Here is a 22,165-nt window from a genome sequence, read left to right on the forward strand (position 1 = left end):
TTGCACTTAGAATTTTGAGTTGATTATCTTTTCCTTTCTAAATGAGGGACGACACACATGGCGCTAATCGGCAAGCCAAAACCGGATCCTACTCTCGAGTGGTTCCTCTCCCACTGTCACATCCACAAGTATCCAGCGAAAAGCACGCTAATCCACGCTGGTGAAGAATCGGATACCCTTTACTACATCGTGAAAGGTTCCGTGGCAGTGCTGATTAAGGATGAAGAAGGCAAGGAGATGATCCTGTCTTACCTGAACCAAGGTGACTTCATCGGAGAGCTCGGATTGTTTGAAGATCAACCAGAGCGTACCGCTTGGGTTCGCGCGAAGTCCCCATGCGAAATCGCGGAAATCTCATACAAGAAGTTCCGTCAGTTGATCCAAGTTAACCCAGACATCTTGATGAAGCTGTCTGCTCAGATGGCCAACCGTCTGCAGAACACCTCTCAGAAAGTGGGCGATCTGGCATTCCTCGACGTTGCGGGTCGCATTGCACAAACTCTTCTGAGCTTGGCAAAACAGCCTGATGCAATGACTCACCCTGATGGCATGCAGATCAAGATCACTCGTCAAGAGATTGGTCAGATCGTAGGTTGCTCCCGCGAGACCGTTGGTCGAATCCTGAAGATGCTGGAAGAGCAGAACCTGATTCAAGCCCACGGCAAAACCATCGTGGTATACGGCACTCGTTAAGCCGTTGTAAGAAAACCATTAAAAATGCCAGTCAGCTTGCTGACTGGCATTTTTTTATGTCACCAAAACAAAAAGCGGCCTGAGTGGGGTAACCACTCAGGCCGCTTGCTCTAGCACTAATTGGTGTAGTCTCTTAACTAACGTTAGTGGACTCGAAAATCTTATCCGCAGAGGCTGCCACAAATCCGGTGTACAGCTCACCATCGGCCATTGGGTAGCGCAGGGCAAACTCATAGAAACACGCGGGAATCGTCAGTTCGCCATCGCTAAAGGAGACCGCCACCTTATCCGCCATGGTAGAGGATTGCTCCAGCAGCACGTCAGCGCTGCCTTTGATTTCCCCACCGGAACTGTTCAGCACAAAACCCGCCTGCTTTAGAGCACCATTCACCCCCTCTAGGGTACCGAACTGATCCAGCTCGTTAACGCTGACGGTAAAGTGGTTGGCTCTGAAACCAAAAGCCGACAGCCACGCGGCGTACTCACTCTCTGCCAGTAACGCTTGGTACTGAGCCTGACTCACCTGCCAAGGTGCGCCGCCATAAACGGTCTCAATGTTGTCGGCAAAACCCGGCTCCAGCTGAGAGGTTATCCCAGCCACGATCGCCTGCAGTTCAGGGCTGCACTGTTCAATCATCAGCTCAGAGATAAACACTTTCGGCTGAGTGTGATCCGGATGCTCGTAGTGACGGGCATACAGCTTCTTCTGCTCAAAGTGGTACTCACCCTTGGCTTCATAGCCCAGCGCTAAGAAGTGCTGTGCTAAGGCGTCGATGCCAAGGCCCGGCGCACGAAAGGTTCGAAACGCCACGTGATCATTGATGATCGCCTGACCTTGACCCAAGAGCTCATGAATTGACTCAGCGCTTGGGCACTGCTTCAGGTAGTCTTGCCACAGGTGGCCAAACAAGGTGTTGATATCCATATCCCTAATCTCCTTATAGGGTCAAACCTGGTGCCAAATTGGCTGGCAGGCTGACTTGGTCCGCTTCCACCGAAGCGACTGGGTAAGCACAGTAGTCTGCGGCATAGTAAGCGCTGGCACGGTGGTTACCGCTGGCGCCAATGCCACCGAACGGTGCAGAGCCAGCGGCGCCGGTGATCTGTTTGTTCCAGTTAACGATGCCAGCACGGCTGCGAGCCAGGAAGTAATCCCAATCAGCGCGGCTGTCAGCCAGCAAACCAGCAGACAGGCCGTAGCGAGTGCGGTTGGCCAGCTCAATGGCGTGGTCAAAGTCGTCGTAGCGGATCACCTGCAGCAGCGGGCCGAAGTACTCCTCATCCGGCAACGACTCAATGGCCGTCACTTCAATGATGCCCGGAGAAACTAAACCAGTGCCTTCAGCCAGTGAGGTCAGCTCAACCAGGCTTTCACCGCCCAGTTGCTGCAGATTGGCCTGCGCCGACAACATCGCTTGCGCCGCTTGATGGGAGATCATCGAGCCCATAAATGGCGCTGGCTCAGCATCAAACTTGCCCACCAGAATCTTGCGAGTGGCGCTAACCAGCTCAGCCAGAATCTCATCCCCTTGAGCGGTGTTTGGCAGATACAAGCGACGAGCGCAGGTACAGCGCTGGCCAGAAGAGATAAACGCCGACTGAATGATGTCGTGCACCGCCGCTTTAACTTCGGCAACGTCACGGACGATCAGCGGGTTATTACCCCCCATCTCCAGTGCCAAAATCTTACCTGGGTCGCCAGCAAACTGTTGATGCAGCAGGTGACCGGTGCGAGAGCTACCGGTGAAGAACAGGCCATCAATGTTCCAGTGAGACGCCAGCGCCTTACCGGTTTCCAGCTCACCCTGAACCAAATTGATCACGCCCGCAGGCAGGCCAGCTTGCTGCCACAGTTTCAGCATCAGCTCCGCCACCTTAGGGGTTTGCTCAGATGGCTTTAGCACCACGGTGTTACCGGCAATCAGCGCTGGCACGATGTGACCATTGGGCAGGTGCCCTGGGAAGTTATATGGGCCAAACACCGCTACCACGCCGTGAGGCTTATGGCGCAGCACAGCACGACCGGCAGGGGACTGGCCCTCTTTGCTGCCGGTACGCTCATGATAGGCGGTGATGGAGAGGCCGATCTTACCGATCATGGCACCCGCTTCAGTGCGAGTTTCCCACAAGGGTTTGCCGGTCTCTTCGGCGATGGCGATGGCCATCTGCTCTTTGTTGGCTTCCAGCTGCGCCTTGTAGGCTTCGATGATCTCAATACGAGCATCCAGACCAGACTCGAACCACGCAAATTGCGCTTCGCGGGCCGCAGCAACCGCGCTATCAACCTGCTCGGCAGTGGCGGCATTGGCCTGCCACAGAGTGTCACCGGTGGCTGGGTTGGTGGAGACCATGGCAGCGCCTTGGCCCTCTTGCCACTGGCCGTTAATCAAATGACTCATGATAGTTTCCCTTATCGGTTGAGGCACAGCGCCCAAACGTCATCGCCATCGGCGATGTTGAGCAGTTGGGCATCCTCAGGTTTCAGCATCAGAGTGTCCTCATCGATGCTGACATTGGCTTTGATCATGGAGAGATCCTGCATCGAGGTGTTGCACAGGATCACGTTGGAATCTCCTGCACCACTCGACACTTTTGCCTGGAATTTTTGGCTTTCACGCACCCCTTTGATGTGCTCACGGGCACATTCCACCGTGGGCCCAGCATCGAAGATGTCTACGTAACCTTGGAAGCGGAAGCCTTGAGATTCCAGCAATTTAATCGCCGGACGGGTGTTGTCGTGCACCACGCCAACCACCGCTTGAGCTTCAGGGCTCAGCAGATCCACGTAGATGGGGTGGCGAGGCATCAACTCGGCAACGAACACCTTGTCACCGATACCGGTAAGGTAGTCCGCAGTCGGGAAGTCGATGCCGAAGAAGTGGGTTTCAAGCCACTGCCAAAATGGCGATTCGCCGTTGGCGTCACTCACGCCACGCATCTCGGCGATGACGGTGTCCCCAAAGCGCTCTGGGTGAGCCGCCATCAATAGGAAGCGGCACAGAGACAGGAAGCGGCCGTTATCGTCTTTACGATAATCCGGCTGCAGGAACAGGGTACACATCTCCGCCGCACCGGTGTAGTCGTTACACAGGGTTAGGGTATTCACCTCGCGGCGAATCCCCAGCTGCGGCGACACGTGAACGTCGGTGCCAAGGCGGTAGTGATAGAAGGCATCTTCGATGCCCACTGCCGCTTCGATGGCGCAGGTGCCTACCACTTGTTGACGCTCAGTGTCTTCGAGCACCATCAGATACAGCTCGTCCCGAGGCTCCTCTACCTGTTTGGCAAAGCTGGCCATGGAGCGAGCGATCTTGCGTTTCAGCAGGCCCTCATCCTGAGGCAGAGAGGTAAACCCGTGGCCGGAATCGATGGCGATCTGCATCAGAGCGGGGTAATCCCGCTCGGCAATCGGTCTGACTTTTAGCATGGTATGGTCCTCCAGCTAGGGGTGGAGTTAACCTTGGGCTACCGCTGCTACTGCACGCTCGAAGCGCGCCAAGCCCTCTTTGATCTCTTCGTCGGTGATCACCAGAGATGGGGTGAAACGAACCACGTTAGCACCGGCAACCAGACACATCAGGCCAGCTTCGGCAGAAGCCACTAAGAAGTCGCGAGCACGACCGGCGAAACGCTCATTCAGTACTGCGCCTACCAGCAAACCTTGGCCACGTACTTCGCTGAATACGTCGTACTTAGCGTTGATCGCTTCCAGACCCGCCACAAACTGCTGATGCTTGTCGGACACGCCGCTCAGCACTTCTGGGGTGTTCACTACGCTCAGTACCGCATTCGCCACGGCACAGGCCAGAGGATTACCGCCGTAGGTGGAACCGTGAGTGCCCACTTTCAGGCTCTTGGCGATGTCGGCTTTGGTCAGCATGGCTGCCACAGGGAAACCGCCGCCCAGCGCTTTAGCTGTGGTCAGGATGTCAGGCTCAACACCATAGTGCTGGTAAGCATACAGCTCGCCAGTACGACCAACGCCGGTCTGAACTTCATCAAAGATCAGCAGGGCGTTGTGCTTGTCACACAGGGCGCGTACGCCTTCGATGAATTCTTGGGTAGCTGGAATGATGCCGCCTTCGCCCTGAATTGGCTCCATCATTACCGCACAGGTGCGATCGGAGATGGCTGCTTCCAGTGCAGACAGGTCGTTAAATTCAATGTGGTCAACGCCCTGAGGCTTAGGACCGAAACCGTCTGAATAGGCAGGTTGGCCGCCAACGGTCACGGTGAAGAAAGTACGACCGTGGAACGCTTTGGTGAAGGCGATGATCTGATCTTTCTCTTCACCGCCCTGCTCCAGTGCCCAGCGGCGAGCCAGTTTCAAAGCCGCTTCGTTGGCTTCGGCGCCAGAGTTAGCGAAGTAGGCGCGCTCGGCAAAGGTGGAATCGGTGAGGGTTTTCGCCAGCTGCAGGGCTGGCTCATTGGTCATTACGTTAGACAGGTGCCAGAGCTTCTTTCCTTGCTCAGCCAAAGCCTCTACGAGAACTGGATGGCAGTGGCCCAAACAGTTCACCGCAATACCGCCAGCGAAATCGATGTATTCTCTGTTGTCTTGGTCCCAAACTTTGGCGCCTTCACCGCGAACGGGGATGATGGCAGCTGGGTTGTAATTAGGAACCATTACCTGGTCGAAAAGTGCGCGATTTAGCGTTGATTGCGTTGTCATAAAGTCTCCTTGGTCTTTAGATTGCAATTGCTGCAATGTGACCTATTTATCATTCTGATAACACCAGAGCTTATAAAATTGCCGCTATACAGTCAAAAGTGGGACGTAGCGCCCAAACCCCCTGAAAAAGACTAAATATTCAGCAACATATTCCCTCGCTCGGCGATATTTTATTCTTCCCGAAATATTAAAATATTGTTTTTAAAAGAGTAGTTTTAACAAGCTGGTAAATTCATCCACTTGTGAGCAAAAGATATACAAAATTTGTTTTATAGCTAGCTATGCAATAAATACGGGGCAACATTCATCGAATTTGGTTGCCTTTTCACCCTGAGGAAGACTCATTTAGCTGGTAAAACTGCAGCAACGGGTTCAATTCCGACTCATCGGTTTTGATTCTGGTCACTAAGGTGTCATACATCACTTGCGCGAATGCCTTAGGCAGCTCTTTGGTGATGCCACTGTTGCTAAACCAAGGCCGCTGCAGCTGTTCAAACAAGGCTAAAAACGGCCCTTTATACTCAAGTCCCATCAAGAAGCGGTGGGCGATCTCCAGATGAGCTTCATAATGAACCGCCAACGGCTGACATGGCATGCGTAGCTGCCTAACCCCTTCATAGACGTCTTGGCTCTCCTCAACTCGGGCCTGATTCATCCACTGCTGACGCATCTGGGCAAACAACCCAGTAGCCTGACGATGAACGATGATTGGCCCTAAAGCGAACACGCAGGCGTAGATGCGAGCCCCGTGGGCGTCGACCCCTTGCTGTTTAAGCCGGTTGATACAGGCGCGGCGGAACAGCCGGAACCAGCGCCATAACTTACGCTGCTGAATGCCTTGGCTGTGGTCTGGGGCCCAACTCCAATGCTCGAAGATAAGCCCAGGCAATAGCTCCCGAACCTTCTCATAACCGATGTAGGTTACCGCCAGTTGCACACTCGTCAGTTCCTGACCACGACGGCCTTTAAATCGATTGGAGTTGATGTGACGCATCAGTGCGCGGCTGATCTCAGGGTTGGCCTGCAGTTGAGTGACCAAACTTCGGATATCACCTTTGTCGCTGAGTAGGGCGTACAACAGATCCAGCTGTGCAGCCGTGATTCCCAGATCGTACTGTAACTGTTCCGGCTGCAGCAGGTGGCGCTCTAGCTCCACTTCAAACGCTCGGCCGAAAAACTGGCGAAACTTCTTAAACTCTTCATTTCGCTGTTGGCTTTTTTGGATGCGCTTAAACTCTGCGGCCCTTTCCACTTCCAATTTGTGCCGCCAAATGAAAGCGATCTCCTCGTCGAGACTCGGCTCGGCAGAGAACACCGGCTCAGCCAGACTCTGATACTGCCAGAATCGCGTTTCTAGCTCAGCCAATGCCGCAGGTTTCGAAATCAGGTTACTCACGATATCTCTACAAGTTCTTTCTATTTATTCGCTAGTTATACCACATCAGCCGCCTCTATTTTGAACAGCTTAAATGGGTAACAACAATCAAGAGGATCAGGCTCAATCTCGGATGAAATAAATTCATTACCCATCACAATATGAATCGGGTGTCAACTGCCAAAAATTCGCGTACTCTAGAGCCAAAGTTGTAAAAGGAAAATCCGTTATGATTACAGGCATTCAGATCACTCAAGCCGACAACGCTGACCTTATTGGCAGCATCTGGTTGGTAGACCAACAAGCACAACAAGCACGCTGCCTAGCGGCCGCATCCGGTTTCGAAGCAGACCAACAAGTGGCGCTGGAACAACTGGGTGAGTTTGAGTTTCGTGAGTTGCCTGTAGAGGGTCAATCCACCGGCCGTGAAGGTGGTCAGCACCTGAACGTGAACGTTCTTAAACGTGAAGTGTTGGAAAAGCTGATGGCAGCCCGTGAGCGCCAAGAGGCCGGTACCGCCAGCGACGAAGATTCTGCACTATTGGCCGACAACGCCCAGCTGACCATCCGCGTTTCCGGTTACGCGGTGCGTTTCAACGCCCTGACCCTAGAGCAGCAGCGTGACGTAATTACCCGTACTTTCACTCAAAGCATGTAATTACGCTTAATGAGTCAAAGATGAAAAAGCCTCAGTGAATCACTGAGGCTTTTTGCTATCTACGCCATGAGTTTACGCTAATCAAGCACTCGCACCTTGTTGAGCACGCTTTGTTGCTCACCCATGCCGCCCAAAATCACCAACTGCTTGCCCAGTTTAATGGCGCCGCGATGATCCATGCTGGCATCGATGGACTTCTCATTGCGCCAGCGCTTCTCCACCATGTCGAACACACTGATGCGATGGCTGGGATCCGCGGGAATGCCATCATAGCCAATGCCGTCATAGTTGTAGGGCGTTACACTGCCACCGATGAACCACAGCTCGGCGCGCTCTGGACGAGCCACCGCCGCCATTCGATAACGGGCGACGCCACTGTGATGTGGCAGGGCCTGCCACTGGATCTTAGTGGGATCGTCATGCTCCACCTTGCCCTGATAGCAAGCGGGCTCGGCCTGAAATCCTCGGCGCTGCTCTGCTGGGTAGGTCATGCCCACACCATCGCAGATCACCATGGTGTTGCCAGCAATGGCACCCGCATGACCGAAAACCGGCTTACCGGGGAAGGGGCTGGCCTGTTTCCACTCATTGGTCTTGATGTCGTACATCTGCACCAGATTGACATTACCGTCGTTGTGCCAGCCACTGACAAGGTAGAGGTAACGCTGCTGAAAACTCAGCACCACGGAATCGTCTACCGGCACCGGCATCGGTGCCAACTCGGTGTAGCTGTCGGTCTTTAAGTCATAGCGGTACACATCCGGCAGTGACACTTCATTATGCTTAGCGTCTACGGTGTAGCCGCCAAACAGGTATGCGTATTTGCCCACACCGATGGCCACCGACGCCAATCGACCGGGGCCAGGCACCGGCGCTAGCGACTGCCATTGGCCATGGTTTTCCAACTCAATGCCCCAGGTTTTGTCATGCACCTGTTGATAGGTCTTGCCCTGACCCAAGCCATTGAAGCTCAACAGCCACGGCGTGTCGTCTAAGGTCACTTTGGCCACCGCATTGTTGGTAACCGGTTCGGGTAAAGGAGGCAAAGCCGCTGCGGTAAGGGCCATCGCCAATATCCAACTCGCCATCCAGTTCTCCTTGTTCTTTATTGGATAGGTGAAGTTATCTCAGTGCATGGGTAGAATGCCAGCGCTAATCGCTTTCAACGACTACGGATAGACCATGCTGTTAATGATCGACAATTATGACTCCTTTACCTATAACCTCGTGCAGTACTTTCAGCAACTGGGGCAGGAAGTTGTCGTGCGTCGCAATGACGACCTCGATCTTGATGGCATCCGCCAGTTGGCTCCTGATTACCTTGTGCTCTCTCCCGGGCCTTGCAGCCCTGACGAAGCCGGAATCTCCCTTAATGCCGTCGATGCCTTTGCTGGCGAAATCCCGCTGTTGGGGGTTTGCTTGGGTCACCAGAGCATTGCCCAGCATTATGGTGCCAAGGTGGTGCGTGCCCACGAGGTAGTTCACGGCAAAACGTCTAACATCCGCCACCATAATCTTGGCGTGTTCACCGGCCTGCCCAATCCGCTGCAAGTTACCCGTTACCATTCACTGATGGTGGACGCCAACACGCTCCCCGATAGCCTTGAGGTCACAGCGTGGCATCAAGATGAGCAAGGGCGAGAGGTGATCATGGGGCTGAAACACAAAAGCTTGGCGGTCGAAGGGGTGCAGTTCCATCCGGAGTCGATTTTGACTCAATCGGGGCTAGCATTGCTGGATAACTTCCTGAAACAAAACAGTTGAATTTCACCTTCGGCCAGCATGTAGCCTCCCCTTCATTTGTGATATAACGCACACAATCAACAGTGAAGGAAAATAATAATGAAAAAATGGATCGGACTGGGTGTCAGCCTAAGCCTGGTAACCGCCTGCGCTTCTGTTACCCCGCTAGCCCCTGAATCTCAAGCCCCAAAGACTGCGACCACCACTGCCGCTCAATTAACCCCTGTGGCGACGCTCACCAGTGAAACACCACTGACACTAAAACGGATCATGGCCAATCCAGACTGGATGGGCAACGCCCCGCAAAACCCACTGTGGGCCGCCGATGGCAAAGGTGTCTACTACTGGCAAAAGCAGGCCAACTCCAAGCTTTATCAAGCGTTCTATCAGCCACTGAACGGCCAAGCTATGGAGCTGCCCTTTGCTAAATGGAACCAGATGGAGCACAAGCAACTGAGCCAAGATGGTTCACTGGCGGCTTGGTTATATGAAGGCAACCTGTTCGTTAGCCAAGCTGATGGCAGCAATGCTCGCCAGCTGACTCGCGACAGCGACAGCATCGACGGCTTCCGCTTCACTCAAGACAACGCCTTGCTGTTCTGGAAGGGTCAGAAACTGTTTGAACTGAATCCGAGCTCTGGCCTCACTCGCCTGAAAACCGAGCTGGTATTTGGCCAAGCGCCACAGCCTGGTAAGACTCCAGATACCTATCTAGCGAAACAGCAGCGCCGCCTGATTCAATATGTGGATCAGCAGTACCTCAATGCTGAAGCCAAGGCAAAGCAACAGGCGCAGCGTCAGCAACAAGATGGCAGCCTGGCACCCAAGCCGTTCTACCTCAACGCCAGCGAGCGCTTGGTTGAACTGAGCCCATCCCCGAGTGGCCGCTACCTGATGGTGGTGGTAACCGACAAAGAGGGCAGTTGGCGCAGCGATCACGACATCATGCCCAACTATCTGGATAAGCGCGGCTACGTGGACGCCGTTCCGGCGCGAGCACGAGTGGCCGAAGCGGTGGTTAACCCTCACCGACTGATGGTGCTGGATACCCAAACCGGCAGCAAAGCTGACATCAGTTGGGAAGGGCTACCGGGTTTCGATGAAGACGTGCTGGCCAAAGTAAAGCAGGAAAACGCCGAGCGCGATGGCGGCAGCTATGAAAGCAAACCTGAACTGCGCGTGATTCGTTTGATGCAAGACTGGGGCTGGCAGCAATCTGCAATTCAGTGGTCTCCAAAAGGCGATCAACTGGCAGTGATGCTGGAAGCCGCCGCCGACAACAAAGATCGCTGGCTGGCTACGGTGGATCTGGCCTCAGGCAAGCTCACCAATCAGCACCGCCTGCACGACGACGCCTGGGTGAACTACACCCACAACGAATTTGGCTGGAAACGCGACGGTTCGGCGCTGTACTACCTGTCGGAAGAGTCCGGTTACTCACAGCTGTACATTAAGCCGCTGAACGGCAAAGCCAGAGCCCTCACTCAAGGGGAATTTGTGGTCAGCCAAGTTACCCAAAACCAAGCTGGTGACCGCTTCTTCTTCAAGGCCAACGTCAATCACCCAGGCCAATACGAAGTGTTCAGTGTCGATAGCCAAAGCGGCGAATTGCGTCAGGAGACCGACCTCAAAGGTGGCATCGATTACCAGTTAAGCCCAGACGAGCAGCAACTGCTGCTGACAGCGTCTAGCCGCACTCGCCCACCGGAGCTGTTTGTGCAGCCCGTTGGCGGCAGCAGCACGCAGTTGACTCATACCGTTAGCGACGAGTTTGCCGCCTACCCGTGGCAAGCCGGCGACATTGTGGCGCTACCTTCGAGCCATCAGGACAAGCCGGTGTACGCTCGAATTTATCGCCCGAACAACGACAGCAAGGTCAAAGAGGGTAAGTACCCTGCGGTGATCTTTACCCATGGTGCCGGTTACCTGCAAAACGCCCACTTTGGCTGGTCCGGTTACTTCCGTGAATTCATGTTCCACAATCTGTTGGCTCAACAGGGGTATGTGGTGATGGACATCGACTACCGCGGCTCTAAAGGCTATGGCCGAGACTGGCGTACCGCCACCTACCGCAACATGGGTCACAGCGAAGTGGCAGACATGATTGATGGCATCGACTGGATGGCCGACACCCTGTCCGTAGATAAAGATCGCGTAGGTACCTACGGCGGCTCCTATGGTGGCTTCCTCACCTTTATGGCGCTGTTCACCAAAGCCGAGCACTTCCAAGCTGGTGCCGCTCTGCGTCCGGTTACCGATTGGGCCCACTACAACTATGGCTACACCTCAAACATCCTCAACACCCCAGATGTGGATCCCATCGCCTATGAGCGCAGCTCCCCCATCGAGTTTGCCCAAGGCCTTGAAGATCCGCTGCTGATCATGAGCGGGGTTTTGGATGACAATGTGTTCTTCCAAGACAGTGTGCGCTTAGTGCAGCGACTGATCGAGCTGGAAAAACCCAGCTTCGAAACCGCCATCTACCCCATTGAGCCCCACGGCTTCCGTGAGCCTTCCAGCTGGTTGGATGAATATCGCCGCATCTACAAATTGATGGAAACCAACCTTAACTGATTAGGGGCTGTTTATCTTTGGTGATGAAATTTTGGTCTAGGATAACGGCTTTTAATCAAGGCAAACGATAGAAGGCATAGTGGTTCTACGTCGAAATCGTTTAACGCAGAGTAAAAGCCGTTAGTCAGACCCCGAAGGGCGCTTTGAAACCCTTTATTTACCATCTAAATCAAAAAAGCGATGGATTTCAAAACAAAGAAGGCAATTTGTGGCGCAAAAATGAGCATAAAAGGTCAACAGGCCCTAGTACTCCAATAAATCATCAAAGGGCACCTCGGTGCCCTTTGTTATTTTGCGACACGCATCGCGCTCAAACGGAATAAAAATGAAGAAATATTGTATATTTATGCCAAATACTTGAATAATAAAACAACAATCACTAGGTTAAGAACTGTCACGTTCAATGTGATTGCCTTGAATGGTTGTGTTTGTCCTTTTTGCCCCGCTACCCAACAAGCGGGGCTTTTGTTTTTACAGTGACCCCCAAAGTCAGCCATTTTGCCCCCACTCTATGCCAACAAGCGGGCTTTTGTTTTTCTGTATTCAGAATCATCACTAGTTCTCAAAGCCAGCTTTTTGCCCTCAATATAATCTTGGGTTGAGCTCTCTTCTTAAGCTCAACCCAACAGCATTGCTATCCTCAGAACCCCAAACTTACTTGTTAGGGTGACAGGTCATACAGGAGTATGGATCAGGGAACGTTTTACTGGTGTGCCAATCACTATTACCTCTGGTCAGCTGTTTACTCGGTTCTTGCTCACCATAGGTAGTACCGTTATGGGAGTAGCTGTCTAGCAGGTCCTTGGTATACGGATCCTTAGATTTAACCACATCAGCACATGAGCCCGTCTCACCGTTAAGTTCGTTACCCTTCTGGGTAACACCAAAACACGGAATTTCATCAAATCGATACTGCTTGGAAGCTTCACCATGATTCAACATCAGCTTGTCTTGAGAGTGGCAAAAGTGACAGCGAACAATGGCACCATGTCCTTGAGGCGCGCCATTAGCACCATGGCAGGAGGCGCAGAAATACGGTTCCGTTGTATCGCCGAGCACTGGCGAATCACCACCATCTAAATGGGTGTTCTCTTTTCCGTGGCACAAGCCACAGTCAGCGATTCCCCACCCAAAATGGCTCGGTGTGAGTGGTGCAATGGCATTATCCAGTTCATGAATAGGGAACTTACCGTCACCAGCAATGTTATGTTCCGTCATCTCATACTTGGATCCGTAGTCAGGGCCAACCCAATAGACCTGAATAAACTCCTTAGGGTTAAGCATTACCGACACATCTGCAGTACGGTGTATGTTGACCCCACCATAAGCGGAGTACCACATATCGATACATTCTTGAGCAGCAGCATTAGACAGTTTTCCCTGCTCATCTCTCAGGAAGTGGCAGATCGTTGGGCTGTCATAAGGAGCACTGCCGTCAACCAACTCTTCAGCCTTAGGCCAAGATGGACCACTAAAAAAGTCCGCCGTGGACTGTGTTTCGCCAGCAATCCATCCCCAGCCACTAAAACCTTCACTTCCGTTTCGAACACCATCAGCTTGGCTAATAATGTAGGCATCAATAGTCGCTCCCGTCGACAACGTCGGCCAGAAACCAAATCGGATTTCCACTCCAAACTCGTGATAAGCCGTCATGAATGCATCCTGCACGGTAATCACGCCAGGCTGATAAACATCAGGGCGCAGATTGTAAGCTTTTACCTCAAAGTTGCTCGCGGGTAATTGCGGCCCTTTACGGCCATCTAAGTAAGCAATAATGAGGTTAGGCAGAATAACCTTACCGCCATTGGCCTTAAGACGGTCGGCTTCCGCTTTCTGAACCTGCTTGACCCGATCACGCATTGCTGGAGACACAGGCTGGAAACGAATGTTCATTTCCGGCTGAACCCAATACTCATCCAAACGCTCATAGAGAGTATCCAGATAGGGGTTCGCGATCTTTAAATTATCGCCCTGATCATACGTACTGGAAGCGTACCAATTTTCACTATTCAGATAGTCTCCAGCAGCGGCATTATCAAAGCGCCCATCGCCATCTGCATCAAAGGAGACGGTGAAGTCATAGGTATTAAGCTCATCATTCCATTCTCCCAAGGTAACTTCGAGATCATCACGCAAAGTAGAGACATACAGCATTACATCGAGAATCGAGTATTGGCCAGGTACAAAGACATCACTGCGGATCGAAGTTTCACGCCAGGCTTTAATATCACTGGCCGCAACCTCCATATAGTATTTACTGTCGTCACTAGTGCGGGAGTTATAGTACTTGTTCTTATTTCGGTCGCTGCTGTCCTTAGGCTTTCCATAAGTTCCCGTCTGGCTCCCAGTGGTTGGTATCTCATAATCAGCAGGCATCTCCGGCGAGCACATTTCTGGATGCTCCGTGGTACAGGGATACCAACGCCCCAGATAAATATGAACAATACCTTCAAATTGACGATTCGGCTCCACATCCACATCCAAGTTGGCGTATTTTGGCGCAGGCTTAGGTTGCTCTGTCGTAGGCGGAGTGGTCGCTGGATCCGAATCGGAGCCGCAACCTACCAGCCCAATAGCGGACACAACCGCTAAGGCAATCAGTTTTTTCATCGTATTAACTCAGTTTCTGTTTAGTGGGGTCTCAAGTGAACCAGTCCTGCTGCATTGCAAGAAAAATCAACGCAGAGCGATTACTGGCACCTAAGTGCTTTTTGGCCAAATCAAGGTGATAGTCCACGCCTCGATTCGACAAAAATAGGGCATTGGCAATTTCAGTGGTTGTGAAACCTAAAGCGGTGAGCCTAACCACAGTTTTCGTTCTTTGAGATGGGCTTTTTCTAGCAGACTGCTGATGTACATAAGGCAAGATACTCTGGCTAACGTAACCCATAACATCGGCTTTTTTAGCGCAATTGAGCTGATCAAAGATCAGAAAAAGATAGCCCTGTTCACCTTGCCCACAGACCACTCGAAGACCAAGAGTCTGACGCTCACTGTCGAGATCAAAATGAAAAATCGCACTCTTTTCCGTCGCCAGCAAAGCACACGCGCTTTGTCGAAGTTCAGAATGAGAAACAAGAATGTTGCTGCACTCAAATTGATTATCGAAGCTAAGATTCCAAGGAGTCATAGCCCACGAGTCATGGCGTGATTGCTGAAAATGGACAGACTGATAAAAGATCCAACCTGATGGCAACATGGTTCAACTCCCCTCGCAATGAAATGTATTCACAGTATATGGAGAGTCGGTTTTGTAAGATGCTAAGGAGAGTCGAGTCGCCTAGAGTTAGCACCAAACTCACGAATAGTGGCGACCTTATTCAATATTGCAGCCCCGCCGAATGAAAAATATTCATTCAGTTGAGCAGAAGACGAGAAACGCGTCACTCAACAAAGTTCATCAGCACCCCAAAATGGAACACCCGTATAACGGCGGTTCACACTTTATGGAGATGAATATCGGGTTATCGCGAAACGGCCCTCTGATGATCCATGACCGTTCGCCAAGCTAACTCGAGCTTTTTCGCATCTAAGAGGGGACTTGACTGTTGCCACTCTAATTGGCCAAGTATCAACTCCGCCAGTTGACACAACTTCTGGGTATCCACCTGATTGGCACGAAACTTCAAATTTGTTCGCATGATTCTCATCACTCGCGTCCCCCGGCATAAGATAGACAAATCCATAGCCACCTCTTTCGCCCTAGAATAAGAATCGGAGAAGGCTCCCCGTTGGCTTAGCCTGATGACCAAGTCGTCAACCAGTTTGCGATACTGGTTAAAGCTCGCCTGGAATTCATCAATCGCTGACTCCGTAGCTTGAGAAACCAAATCGCAATTGCCTATCAAGAAGTCCGCTCCAACCCCTAACGCCTTATCGGAATTCAAATTAGCAAAATCAATGCAGTAGGGAGCAAATCCAATGCAAAACATCATCTGCTCGGCAGGGTTCAAGCCAAATTCAGCGGCTTGCTCCAGCCCCTCCCCATGCCGACGAACGTTATCCGCAGCCATCAACAGCACTAAGTCGTCTTTATTGCGTATCTCCCGATAGAGAGTGCCAATGGAGATATCCGCCGTTTTTGCCAAATCACGCATAGAGAGCGCAAACACCCCCTTCTCGGCGACCAAGACTCGAGCCGCTTCAAATATTCGCTGCCGATGCTTACCCATTTCCTACCTCAATAAAATCTTATCGCTAGCTCAACGCCTGCAATTGATTATCGGATTTGAGCGCAATAAAAGATATGTGGAAATACCGGTTTGCTCTGCGTTGTCGCATCACAACCACCCACAACTTTAGAATCAACTACAAGCACCAAACCGCCGACTCGGGACGCCGAGTGTAGCGACAATGTCGCCAAGCCGAGGTCATGGATGACCGAGAGGGACGCTAAGTCAGGGACGACGCATCGGACCGATGCTGCAGCAAAATGTCGAGAGAGCGAGGAGTTGTCGTCCCGTTGGAGGCAAAAGGGTGTGCAGAGGGTGCAACCCTCGCCCGCCGGAGGCATAAAACCCCAACTGAACCGATGGAACCCAAACCTCCCACCAACTCAGGTTGACGATACGAGCACCAAACTGCCGACTCGGGACGCCGAGTGCAGCGACAATGTCGCCAAGCCGAGGTCATGGATGACCGAGAGGGACGCTAAGTCAGGGACGACGCATCGGACCGACGCTGCAGCAAAATGTCGAGAGAGCGAGGAGTTGTCGTCCCGTTGGAGGCTAAGGGTGTGCAGAGGGTGAAACCCTCGCCCGCCGGAGGCATAAAGCCCCACCTGAACCGATCAAACCCAAACCTCCCACCAACTCAGTTTCACTGATGCGAACACCAAACCGCCGACTCGGGACGCCGAGTGTAGCGACAATGCAGCCAAGCCGAGGTCATGGATGACCGAAAGGGGCGCTAAGTCAGGGACGACGCATCGGACCGACGCTGCAGCAAAATGTCGAGAGAGCGAGGAGTTGTCGTCCCGTTGGAGGCAAAAGGGTGTGCAGAGGGTGAAACCCTCGCCCGCCGGAGGCAAAAGGCAAGCTAGCTCTAAATAAACAAAAACCCGCTACCTCTCTCAAGATAGCGGGTTTTCTTTGTAGGTTGGAGTCGGCCGATAAGCCGCCGGGTGTCATGTTGGCGGAGTGGACAATCATTTATCTATTCATGATTGTCCCGATAAGGACAAATAAACAAAAACCCGCACCACCTGAAGATGATGCGGGTTTTCTTTGTAGGTTGGAGTCGGCCGATAAGCCGCTGGGTGTCATGTTGGCGGAGTGGGCAATCATTCATCCTGGCTATGACATTTCAAAGTTCCAAAAACAAAAAACCGCAGACTCTTTCGAATCTGCGGTTTCTCATCAATAGGTTGGAGTCAGCCGATAAGCCGGGTCCTGTCGTGGACAATCATTCATCTAGGCCTAGAATCGCTCCTAGGCTCAAGCAACCTACCCGGTTCCAACGCGAGCCACGCCATAAGGAACCCTATTTGGTCTTGCTCCGGGTGGAGTTTACCGTGCCACGAACTATTACTAGCCGCGCGGTGCGCTCTTACCGCACCCTTTCACCCTTACCTGTGCGTATTGCTACGCCATCGGCGGTCTACTCTCTGCTGCACTGGTCGTAAGCTTTCGCTCCCCAGACGTTATCTGGCACCCTGCTCTATGGAGCCCGGACTTTCCTCCCCTTCGCCCGTCTGCTGTCCCCAAAGGTCAAGCACAACGACGAAGCAGCGATTGTCTAGCCAACTCCGAGGCGGGAGTATAATCGCAATCGCCACGAATCGCTACCGACAAAAACTGATAGCCCGCAGAACTGCGCACTAATGCAGCAATGGGCCCTCTACCAGCCCTGCTCCAGACCAAATTTATACAGGGCATTTTTCTTGTGCCCCATGATCTCGGCAGTAATGGCCGCCGCCTTCTTTAACGGCAACTCTTTCGCCAGCAGCTCCAGCATCTTAACGGTTTGCAGCGGCAGGGTGTCGTCACTGGCTTTAAACCCAGCGATCATCAGCACCATCTCACCGCGAGTGCGATTGTCATCTTCGTTAACCCACTCCAGCAGCTCCGATGCAGGTCGACCCTCGATGGTTTCGAAAGTCTTAGTCAGTTCACGGGCAATCACCACCGGACGCTCCGGCCCCATCACTTCGATGATGTCTGCCAAGGTATCTTTGATGCGGCGCGGCGCCTCATAGAAGATCATGGTGCGCGGCTCTTGCAGCAGTTCCGCCAGCTTAGTTTGACGGGCGTTGGATTTCGGCGGCAAAAAGCCTTCAAAGCTAAAACGATCCGAAGGCAGCCCGGCAGCACACAGCGCCGTGGTTGCTGCACAAGGGCCAGGTAGGGGAACCACGGTAAAGCCCGCCTGTCGAACCTGTGAAACCAGGTGGTAACCCGGGTCGGAGATCAGCGGCGTGCCAGCATCAGAAACCAGGGCGATGTTCTCTCCGGCTTCCAGCTTGCTGATGATCCAAGCGGCCCGTTGACGTTCGTTGTGATCGTGCACCGACACCGTCTTGGTGCTGATGCCAAAGTGGCTAAACAACTTGCCGCTGTGACGGGTGTCTTCGCAGCAGATCAGATCCACCTGACCCAACACCGTCAGTGCCCGCTGGGTGATGTCGTCCAAGTTACCGATTGGGGTTGGCACTATGTATAGGGTTGGGTTGGATTCCATGAAACAAACTCTTGATGACTGTTGATTGGTTTAGCAACGACAGAGGGTTACAATTAAGCCAATAATTTTATCAGAGTCGATTAGTGTGTTGAAAAACTTCTCCGCCAAACTGACAAAAAAGCTTGGAATCAGCGCTTTTGTGCTGCTGTTGGCCGCCTGTAGCAGTCAACCGGCACCGCCTCGCCAGCAGGCTCCCACTCAAGAGCAGCTTGGTGTCGCTACTCAACCTGCGGCCAGCTACCTAAAACAAGCCACGCAGGTCAAAGGGGAAGCCCAGCAGCGGTTATTGCTGCTGGCCGCCCGCGCTTATGTGGAATCTGGAGATTTCAATGCCGCCGCTAAGCTTCTAAATGCCATGAGCTCCTCTCTCAGCCAAGCCCCGCAATTTCAGGCGGAGTATCGGTTACTGATCAGTGAGCTGGCGATCCACAATCATAAACGCAGCGATGCGTTGGCTTTGCTGGATTGGCCACTAAACTGGCCCCTGACCCAAGCCCAGTGGCAACACTACTATCGACTCAAGGGTGAGTTATACCAGAGCACCGCCGCACCGCTGTCTGCGGCAGCCAACTTTTATGACCTGTCACGACTGCAACCCACTCAAGAGCAATCCTTAACCCGCCAGGCCATCTGGACTAACTTGAGCCAGGTAGATGAGGAACAGCTGCGACAAACCATCAACACCACCCAAGACCAACAGTGGCAAGGGTGGCTGGAGCTGGCTTGGCTTGCCAAGCATTTTGCCATTCAGCCCTCCTCCTTAGTTGGCGAATTGGCGCGCTGGCAGCGCGACAACCCAAACCACCCCGCCGCCAGCGATCTACCACAAGATCTGCAGCGAGCCCTATCGGTCCAGCCCTATCGCCCGCAACAGGTGGCGGTGCTGCTTCCCCTAACGGGTCGTTTTGCCTCTCAAGCCAAATCCATTCAAGACGGGCTGATGAGCCGAGCTCTTGAGCAAGACATGGGGCGACAGATTCAGTTTTACGACACCGGAGCCATCGACGCCGTTGACGCCTACCATCAGGCCATCGCCGATGGTGCTCAGTTTATTATTGGCCCTTTGACCAAAGACAATGTCGACAAAGTGCTGGCCGTGGCCGATAAGCAGATTCCAATGCTGGCACTGAATCAGCCCACCCAAGTGGTCGCCGACGACAACCGCTTCTTCTTCTCGCTGTCACCGGAAGAGGAATCGATGCATGTGGCGGAAAAACTGTTTCAGGATGGCCGTACCAACCCCATCGTGCTTGCTCCTGCGTCTAAAGCGGGATTACGAATGGCCAACGCCTTTAATACCGCTTGGCTCGAGCTCACCAATAAGCCGGTGGAAATTCACCACTTTGATCGCAAAGACTCCATGCAAAATGCGGTTCGAAAAGCGCTGCAAGTCGATACCAGCCTAGAGCAGATCAAAGCCATCAAAGGGGCTTTTGGCAACAAGGTGATTGCAGATTTTCGCTCCCGCCAAGATGTGGACGCTATGTTCATTGTTGCCAATGTGGAAGAGATTCGTCTGCTGAAACCCTTTGTTGAGGTGAACGTGGCGGTATTCTCACAGCCGCCTCAGTTGTACACCAGCAGCCGCGCTAACGCTTATCAAGACAATAAACAGGCCCGTGACGAGCTAAACGGGCTCTACATCAGTGATATGCCGTGGCTTCTGGGTAATACCGATACCCGCCAGCAGGCACACCAATGGTGGCCTGAACGCAGTGACAGCCAACTTCGCCTATACGCCATGGGCTACGACAGCTGGGCACTCATCGATCGCTTGGCGCAGATGCGAGTGTTCTATGGCTATCAGGTTCAAGGCCTTACCGGCCAGTTAGCCGTAACCGATAACGGGGTATTAAGCCGCCAGTTAGGCTGGGCTCAATACCAACGGGGGCGCCTGCGCAGCCAACAATGAGCCGAGCCCAAGGCAGTCAAGCAGAGCAACAGGTTTGCCAATGGCTTGAACGCCAAGGGTTAATCTTGCTGCACCAAAACTTCCACTGCCGTTTCGGCGAATTGGATTTAGTGATGCAACAGGATAACGAGTTGGTGTTTATTGAGGTAAAATACCGCCGCTCTTCAGGTTTCGGTGGCGCATCTGCCGCCGTTACCCCCGCAAAGCAGAAACGCCTGCGCCTCGCCGCTAGCTACTATCTCCAGCAACAGGGTTGGAGTGATCGGCCATGTCGTTGCGATGTAGTCAGTGTGCAGGGGCAAACTATCGATTGGATTAAAAACGCATTTTAAGAGGACTGTTCATGTTAGAACGGATCAAAGAGAGTTTCACCGAAAGCATTCAAACCAAAATTGATGCCCTTGAAGCCCTACCCGAATCTCTAGAGAACGGTGCCATGGTAATGGTGCAATGTCTTCTGAATGGCAACAAAATCCTGACCTGTGGCAACGGCGGCAGTGCCGGTATTGCTCAGAGCTTCTCCTCAGAACTGCTGAACCGTTTTGAAACCGAGCGACCAAGCCTGCCGGCCATCGCCCTGACTACCGACGCCTCAACTCTAACGGCGATCTCCAACGATTACAGCTACTCAGAAGTGTTCTCAAAGCAGGTTCGAGCCCTAGGGCAGCCTGGCGACGTGCTACTGGCGATCTCCACCAGCGGCAACGCCGAGAGCGTTATCAAGGCGATGGAAGCGGCGGTAAATCGCGACATGACCATCATCGCACTGACTGGAACCGACGGCGGTGCCATGGCGGGATTGTTGTCTACTCGAGATGTGGAAGTGAGGGTGCCCAGCAATCGCACCGCCCGCATTCAAGAGGTACACCTGTTGGCGACTCATTGCTTATGTGACGCCATCGATCGCACCCTATTCCCTCAGCAGGAAGATTAATCAGCGCTAAGCACCATTCAATGTCATGGTGCTTTTTGCTGATGCAATTGGCGGATTCCGGGCAACTTTCTGAAAAGAAAAGACTCAAAGCCCTAGAGCAAGAACAACACGCCTAAGACCTTATTTTGATTTAACTCTGTCATTCTGTGGCAGCTTTTGGGAGAACATCTATGCGTTTAGGAGCCCTAGCCCTAATAGTACTGGTGCTTAACGGCTGCGCAGGGGCCGTATTAGTGGGCACCGTTGGCGGCGCGGTTGCCATCAACGATCGCCGCAGTTTCGGCAGCCAGATCGACGACCAGACTTTGGAAGTTCAGGCTAACCGAGCCCTGAATAGTGATGAAGGGGTCAACAATCAAACCCACATCACCGCCGTTAGCCTTAATCAGGTGATCTTATTAGTTGGCCAAGCTCCCAATGAGATGCTTCGAACTCGAGCCGTTGGCCTAGTCCGCGATCTGAATGGAGCCAGAGCGATACAGAATCAGATCCGCATCGGCAACCCCATCGGCTTTAGCACCATCAGTAATGACAGCTGGATCACCACTAAGGTCAAGAGCCGCATGTTGGCGGAAGAGAATTTTGATAGCACTCGAATCAAAGTAGTCACTGAAAACAGCGAAGTGTTTCTGATGGGATTAGTCACCTCCGCAGAAGCCGCCCAAGCGGTGGACATTGCTCGTAACACCAGTGGCGTGCGTAAGGTGATCAAAGTATTTGAGATGGTTCAGAACTAGTATTACCAGCTCTTCAAACACAAAAAAGCCGAAGCAACTGCTTCGGCTTTTTGTTTTGGCCTTGACCCGTCCTGAAATAGGTTTACACATTGGAGACCTATTATGGAAAAGGTAGAGCCCAAGCGACGCAGACGCTCGCAGCGTGATTACCCAATGGCCTTTAAATTATCTGTGGTTGAACAGGTAGAA

Annotated in this window: 18 protein-coding genes and 1 other RNA gene; 8 read left to right on the top strand and 11 right to left on the bottom strand. The window is 52.8% G+C overall.

Annotated elements, in window-relative coordinates; translation table 11 throughout:
- Positions 1 to 57: 57 nt before the first annotated feature.
- Complete coding sequence (gene crp / locus FCL42_RS18305; RefSeq protein WP_136864880.1) at positions 58 to 693, top strand: cAMP-activated global transcriptional regulator CRP; 636 nt, start codon at positions 58 to 60, stop codon at positions 691 to 693.
- A gap of 133 nt (positions 694 to 826) precedes the next feature.
- Here crp and FCL42_RS18310 read toward each other — a convergent pair whose 3' ends face one another.
- The 5 genes from FCL42_RS18310 to FCL42_RS18330 all read right to left on the bottom strand — a co-directional run bounded on the left by FCL42_RS18310 (position 827) and on the right by FCL42_RS18330 (position 6,761).
- The gene (locus FCL42_RS18310) at positions 827 to 1,618 is read right to left on the bottom strand and encodes a DUF1338 domain-containing protein (RefSeq protein WP_136864881.1); all 792 of its coding nucleotides are present in this window, start codon (positions 1,616 to 1,618) and stop codon (positions 827 to 829) included.
- Between the two features lie 13 nt (positions 1,619 to 1,631).
- Positions 1,632 to 3,092 carry a succinylglutamate-semialdehyde dehydrogenase gene (gene astD / locus FCL42_RS18315; RefSeq protein ID WP_136864882.1) on the bottom strand — a complete coding sequence of 487 codons (1,461 nt, stop codon included), beginning with the start codon at positions 3,090 to 3,092 and terminating at the stop codon, positions 1,632 to 1,634.
- An 11-nt stretch (positions 3,093 to 3,103) separates the two neighbouring features.
- Entirely contained in the window at positions 3,104 to 4,120 is a 1,017-nt protein-coding gene (astA, locus tag FCL42_RS18320; RefSeq protein WP_136864883.1) for an arginine N-succinyltransferase, read from the bottom strand.
- 27 nt (positions 4,121 to 4,147) lie between these two features.
- Positions 4,148 to 5,365, bottom strand: a complete 1,218-nt coding sequence (locus FCL42_RS18325; protein WP_136864884.1) for an aspartate aminotransferase family protein — start codon at positions 5,363 to 5,365, stop codon at positions 4,148 to 4,150.
- Between the two features lie 325 nt (positions 5,366 to 5,690).
- Entirely contained in the window at positions 5,691 to 6,761 is a 1,071-nt protein-coding gene (locus tag FCL42_RS18330; protein ID WP_169308448.1) for an HDOD domain-containing protein, read from the bottom strand.
- A 208-nt stretch (positions 6,762 to 6,969) separates the two neighbouring features.
- Between FCL42_RS18330 and FCL42_RS18335 the strand changes: the two genes are divergently transcribed.
- Positions 6,970 to 7,398 carry an autonomous glycyl radical cofactor GrcA gene (locus FCL42_RS18335; protein ID WP_136864886.1) on the top strand — a complete coding sequence of 143 codons (429 nt, stop codon included), beginning with the start codon at positions 6,970 to 6,972 and terminating at the stop codon, positions 7,396 to 7,398.
- 77 nt (positions 7,399 to 7,475) lie between these two features.
- Here the strand turns inward: FCL42_RS18335 and FCL42_RS18340 are convergent, their stop codons facing one another.
- Positions 7,476 to 8,486: a Kelch repeat-containing protein gene (locus tag FCL42_RS18340; RefSeq protein WP_136864887.1), complete on the bottom strand. Its 1,011-nt coding sequence runs from the start codon at positions 8,484 to 8,486 to the stop codon at positions 7,476 to 7,478.
- A gap of 94 nt (positions 8,487 to 8,580) precedes the next feature.
- Here FCL42_RS18340 and FCL42_RS18345 point away from each other — a divergent pair, with 94 nt between their 5' ends.
- On the top strand, positions 8,581 to 9,162 hold the full coding sequence (locus tag FCL42_RS18345) for an anthranilate synthase component II (RefSeq protein ID WP_136864888.1): 582 nt from the start codon (positions 8,581 to 8,583) through the stop codon (positions 9,160 to 9,162).
- A 78-nt stretch (positions 9,163 to 9,240) separates the two neighbouring features.
- A complete protein-coding gene (locus FCL42_RS18350) occupies positions 9,241 to 11,715 on the top strand; it encodes a S9 family peptidase (RefSeq protein ID WP_136864889.1) in 2,475 nt (824 codons plus the stop codon).
- A 654-nt stretch (positions 11,716 to 12,369) separates the two neighbouring features.
- Here FCL42_RS18350 and FCL42_RS18355 read toward each other — a convergent pair.
- From FCL42_RS18355 to rsmI, 5 genes are all read right to left on the bottom strand, one after another.
- A complete protein-coding gene (locus tag FCL42_RS18355) occupies positions 12,370 to 14,325 on the bottom strand; it encodes a hypothetical protein (protein ID WP_136864890.1) in 1,956 nt (651 codons plus the stop codon).
- A 31-nt stretch (positions 14,326 to 14,356) separates the two neighbouring features.
- Positions 14,357 to 14,914 (bottom strand): LuxR C-terminal-related transcriptional regulator, encoded by a 558-nt coding sequence (locus FCL42_RS18360; RefSeq protein ID WP_136864891.1) that lies wholly within the window; start codon positions 14,912 to 14,914, stop codon positions 14,357 to 14,359.
- A 265-nt stretch (positions 14,915 to 15,179) separates the two neighbouring features.
- Positions 15,180 to 15,887: a TetR/AcrR family transcriptional regulator gene (locus tag FCL42_RS18365; RefSeq protein ID WP_136864892.1), complete on the bottom strand. Its 708-nt coding sequence runs from the start codon at positions 15,885 to 15,887 to the stop codon at positions 15,180 to 15,182.
- 1,191 nt (positions 15,888 to 17,078) lie between these two features.
- Positions 17,079 to 17,463, bottom strand: an RNA gene (gene rnpB / locus FCL42_RS18370) — RNase P RNA component class A.
- Between the two features lie 90 nt (positions 17,464 to 17,553).
- On the bottom strand, positions 17,554 to 18,393 hold the full coding sequence (rsmI, locus tag FCL42_RS18375; protein WP_136864893.1) for a 16S rRNA (cytidine(1402)-2'-O)-methyltransferase: 840 nt from the start codon (positions 18,391 to 18,393) through the stop codon (positions 17,554 to 17,556).
- An 85-nt stretch (positions 18,394 to 18,478) separates the two neighbouring features.
- On the opposite strand from rsmI, the gene FCL42_RS18380 reads away from it, so the two are divergent.
- The 4 genes from FCL42_RS18380 (at position 18,479) to dolP (ending at position 21,976) form a co-directional block, all read left to right on the top strand.
- On the top strand, positions 18,479 to 20,305 hold the full coding sequence (locus tag FCL42_RS18380; RefSeq protein ID WP_169308449.1) for a penicillin-binding protein activator: 1,827 nt from the start codon (positions 18,479 to 18,481) through the stop codon (positions 20,303 to 20,305).
- Entirely contained in the window at positions 20,302 to 20,637 is a 336-nt protein-coding gene (locus FCL42_RS18385; protein WP_136864895.1) for a YraN family protein, read from the top strand. Before FCL42_RS18380 ends, FCL42_RS18385 begins: the two co-directional genes overlap by 4 nt.
- An 11-nt stretch (positions 20,638 to 20,648) precedes the next feature.
- Positions 20,649 to 21,239 carry a phosphoheptose isomerase gene (locus FCL42_RS18390; RefSeq protein ID WP_136864896.1) on the top strand — a complete coding sequence of 197 codons (591 nt, stop codon included), beginning with the start codon at positions 20,649 to 20,651 and terminating at the stop codon, positions 21,237 to 21,239.
- Between the two features lie 170 nt (positions 21,240 to 21,409).
- Positions 21,410 to 21,976, top strand: a complete 567-nt coding sequence (gene dolP / locus FCL42_RS18395) for a division/outer membrane stress-associated lipid-binding lipoprotein (protein ID WP_136864897.1) — start codon at positions 21,410 to 21,412, stop codon at positions 21,974 to 21,976.
- Positions 21,977 to 22,165 lie beyond the last annotated feature (189 nt).

The sequence above is a fragment of the Ferrimonas aestuarii genome (assembly GCF_005116665.1).
Lineage (GTDB): Bacteria > Pseudomonadota > Gammaproteobacteria > Enterobacterales > Shewanellaceae > Ferrimonas > Ferrimonas aestuarii.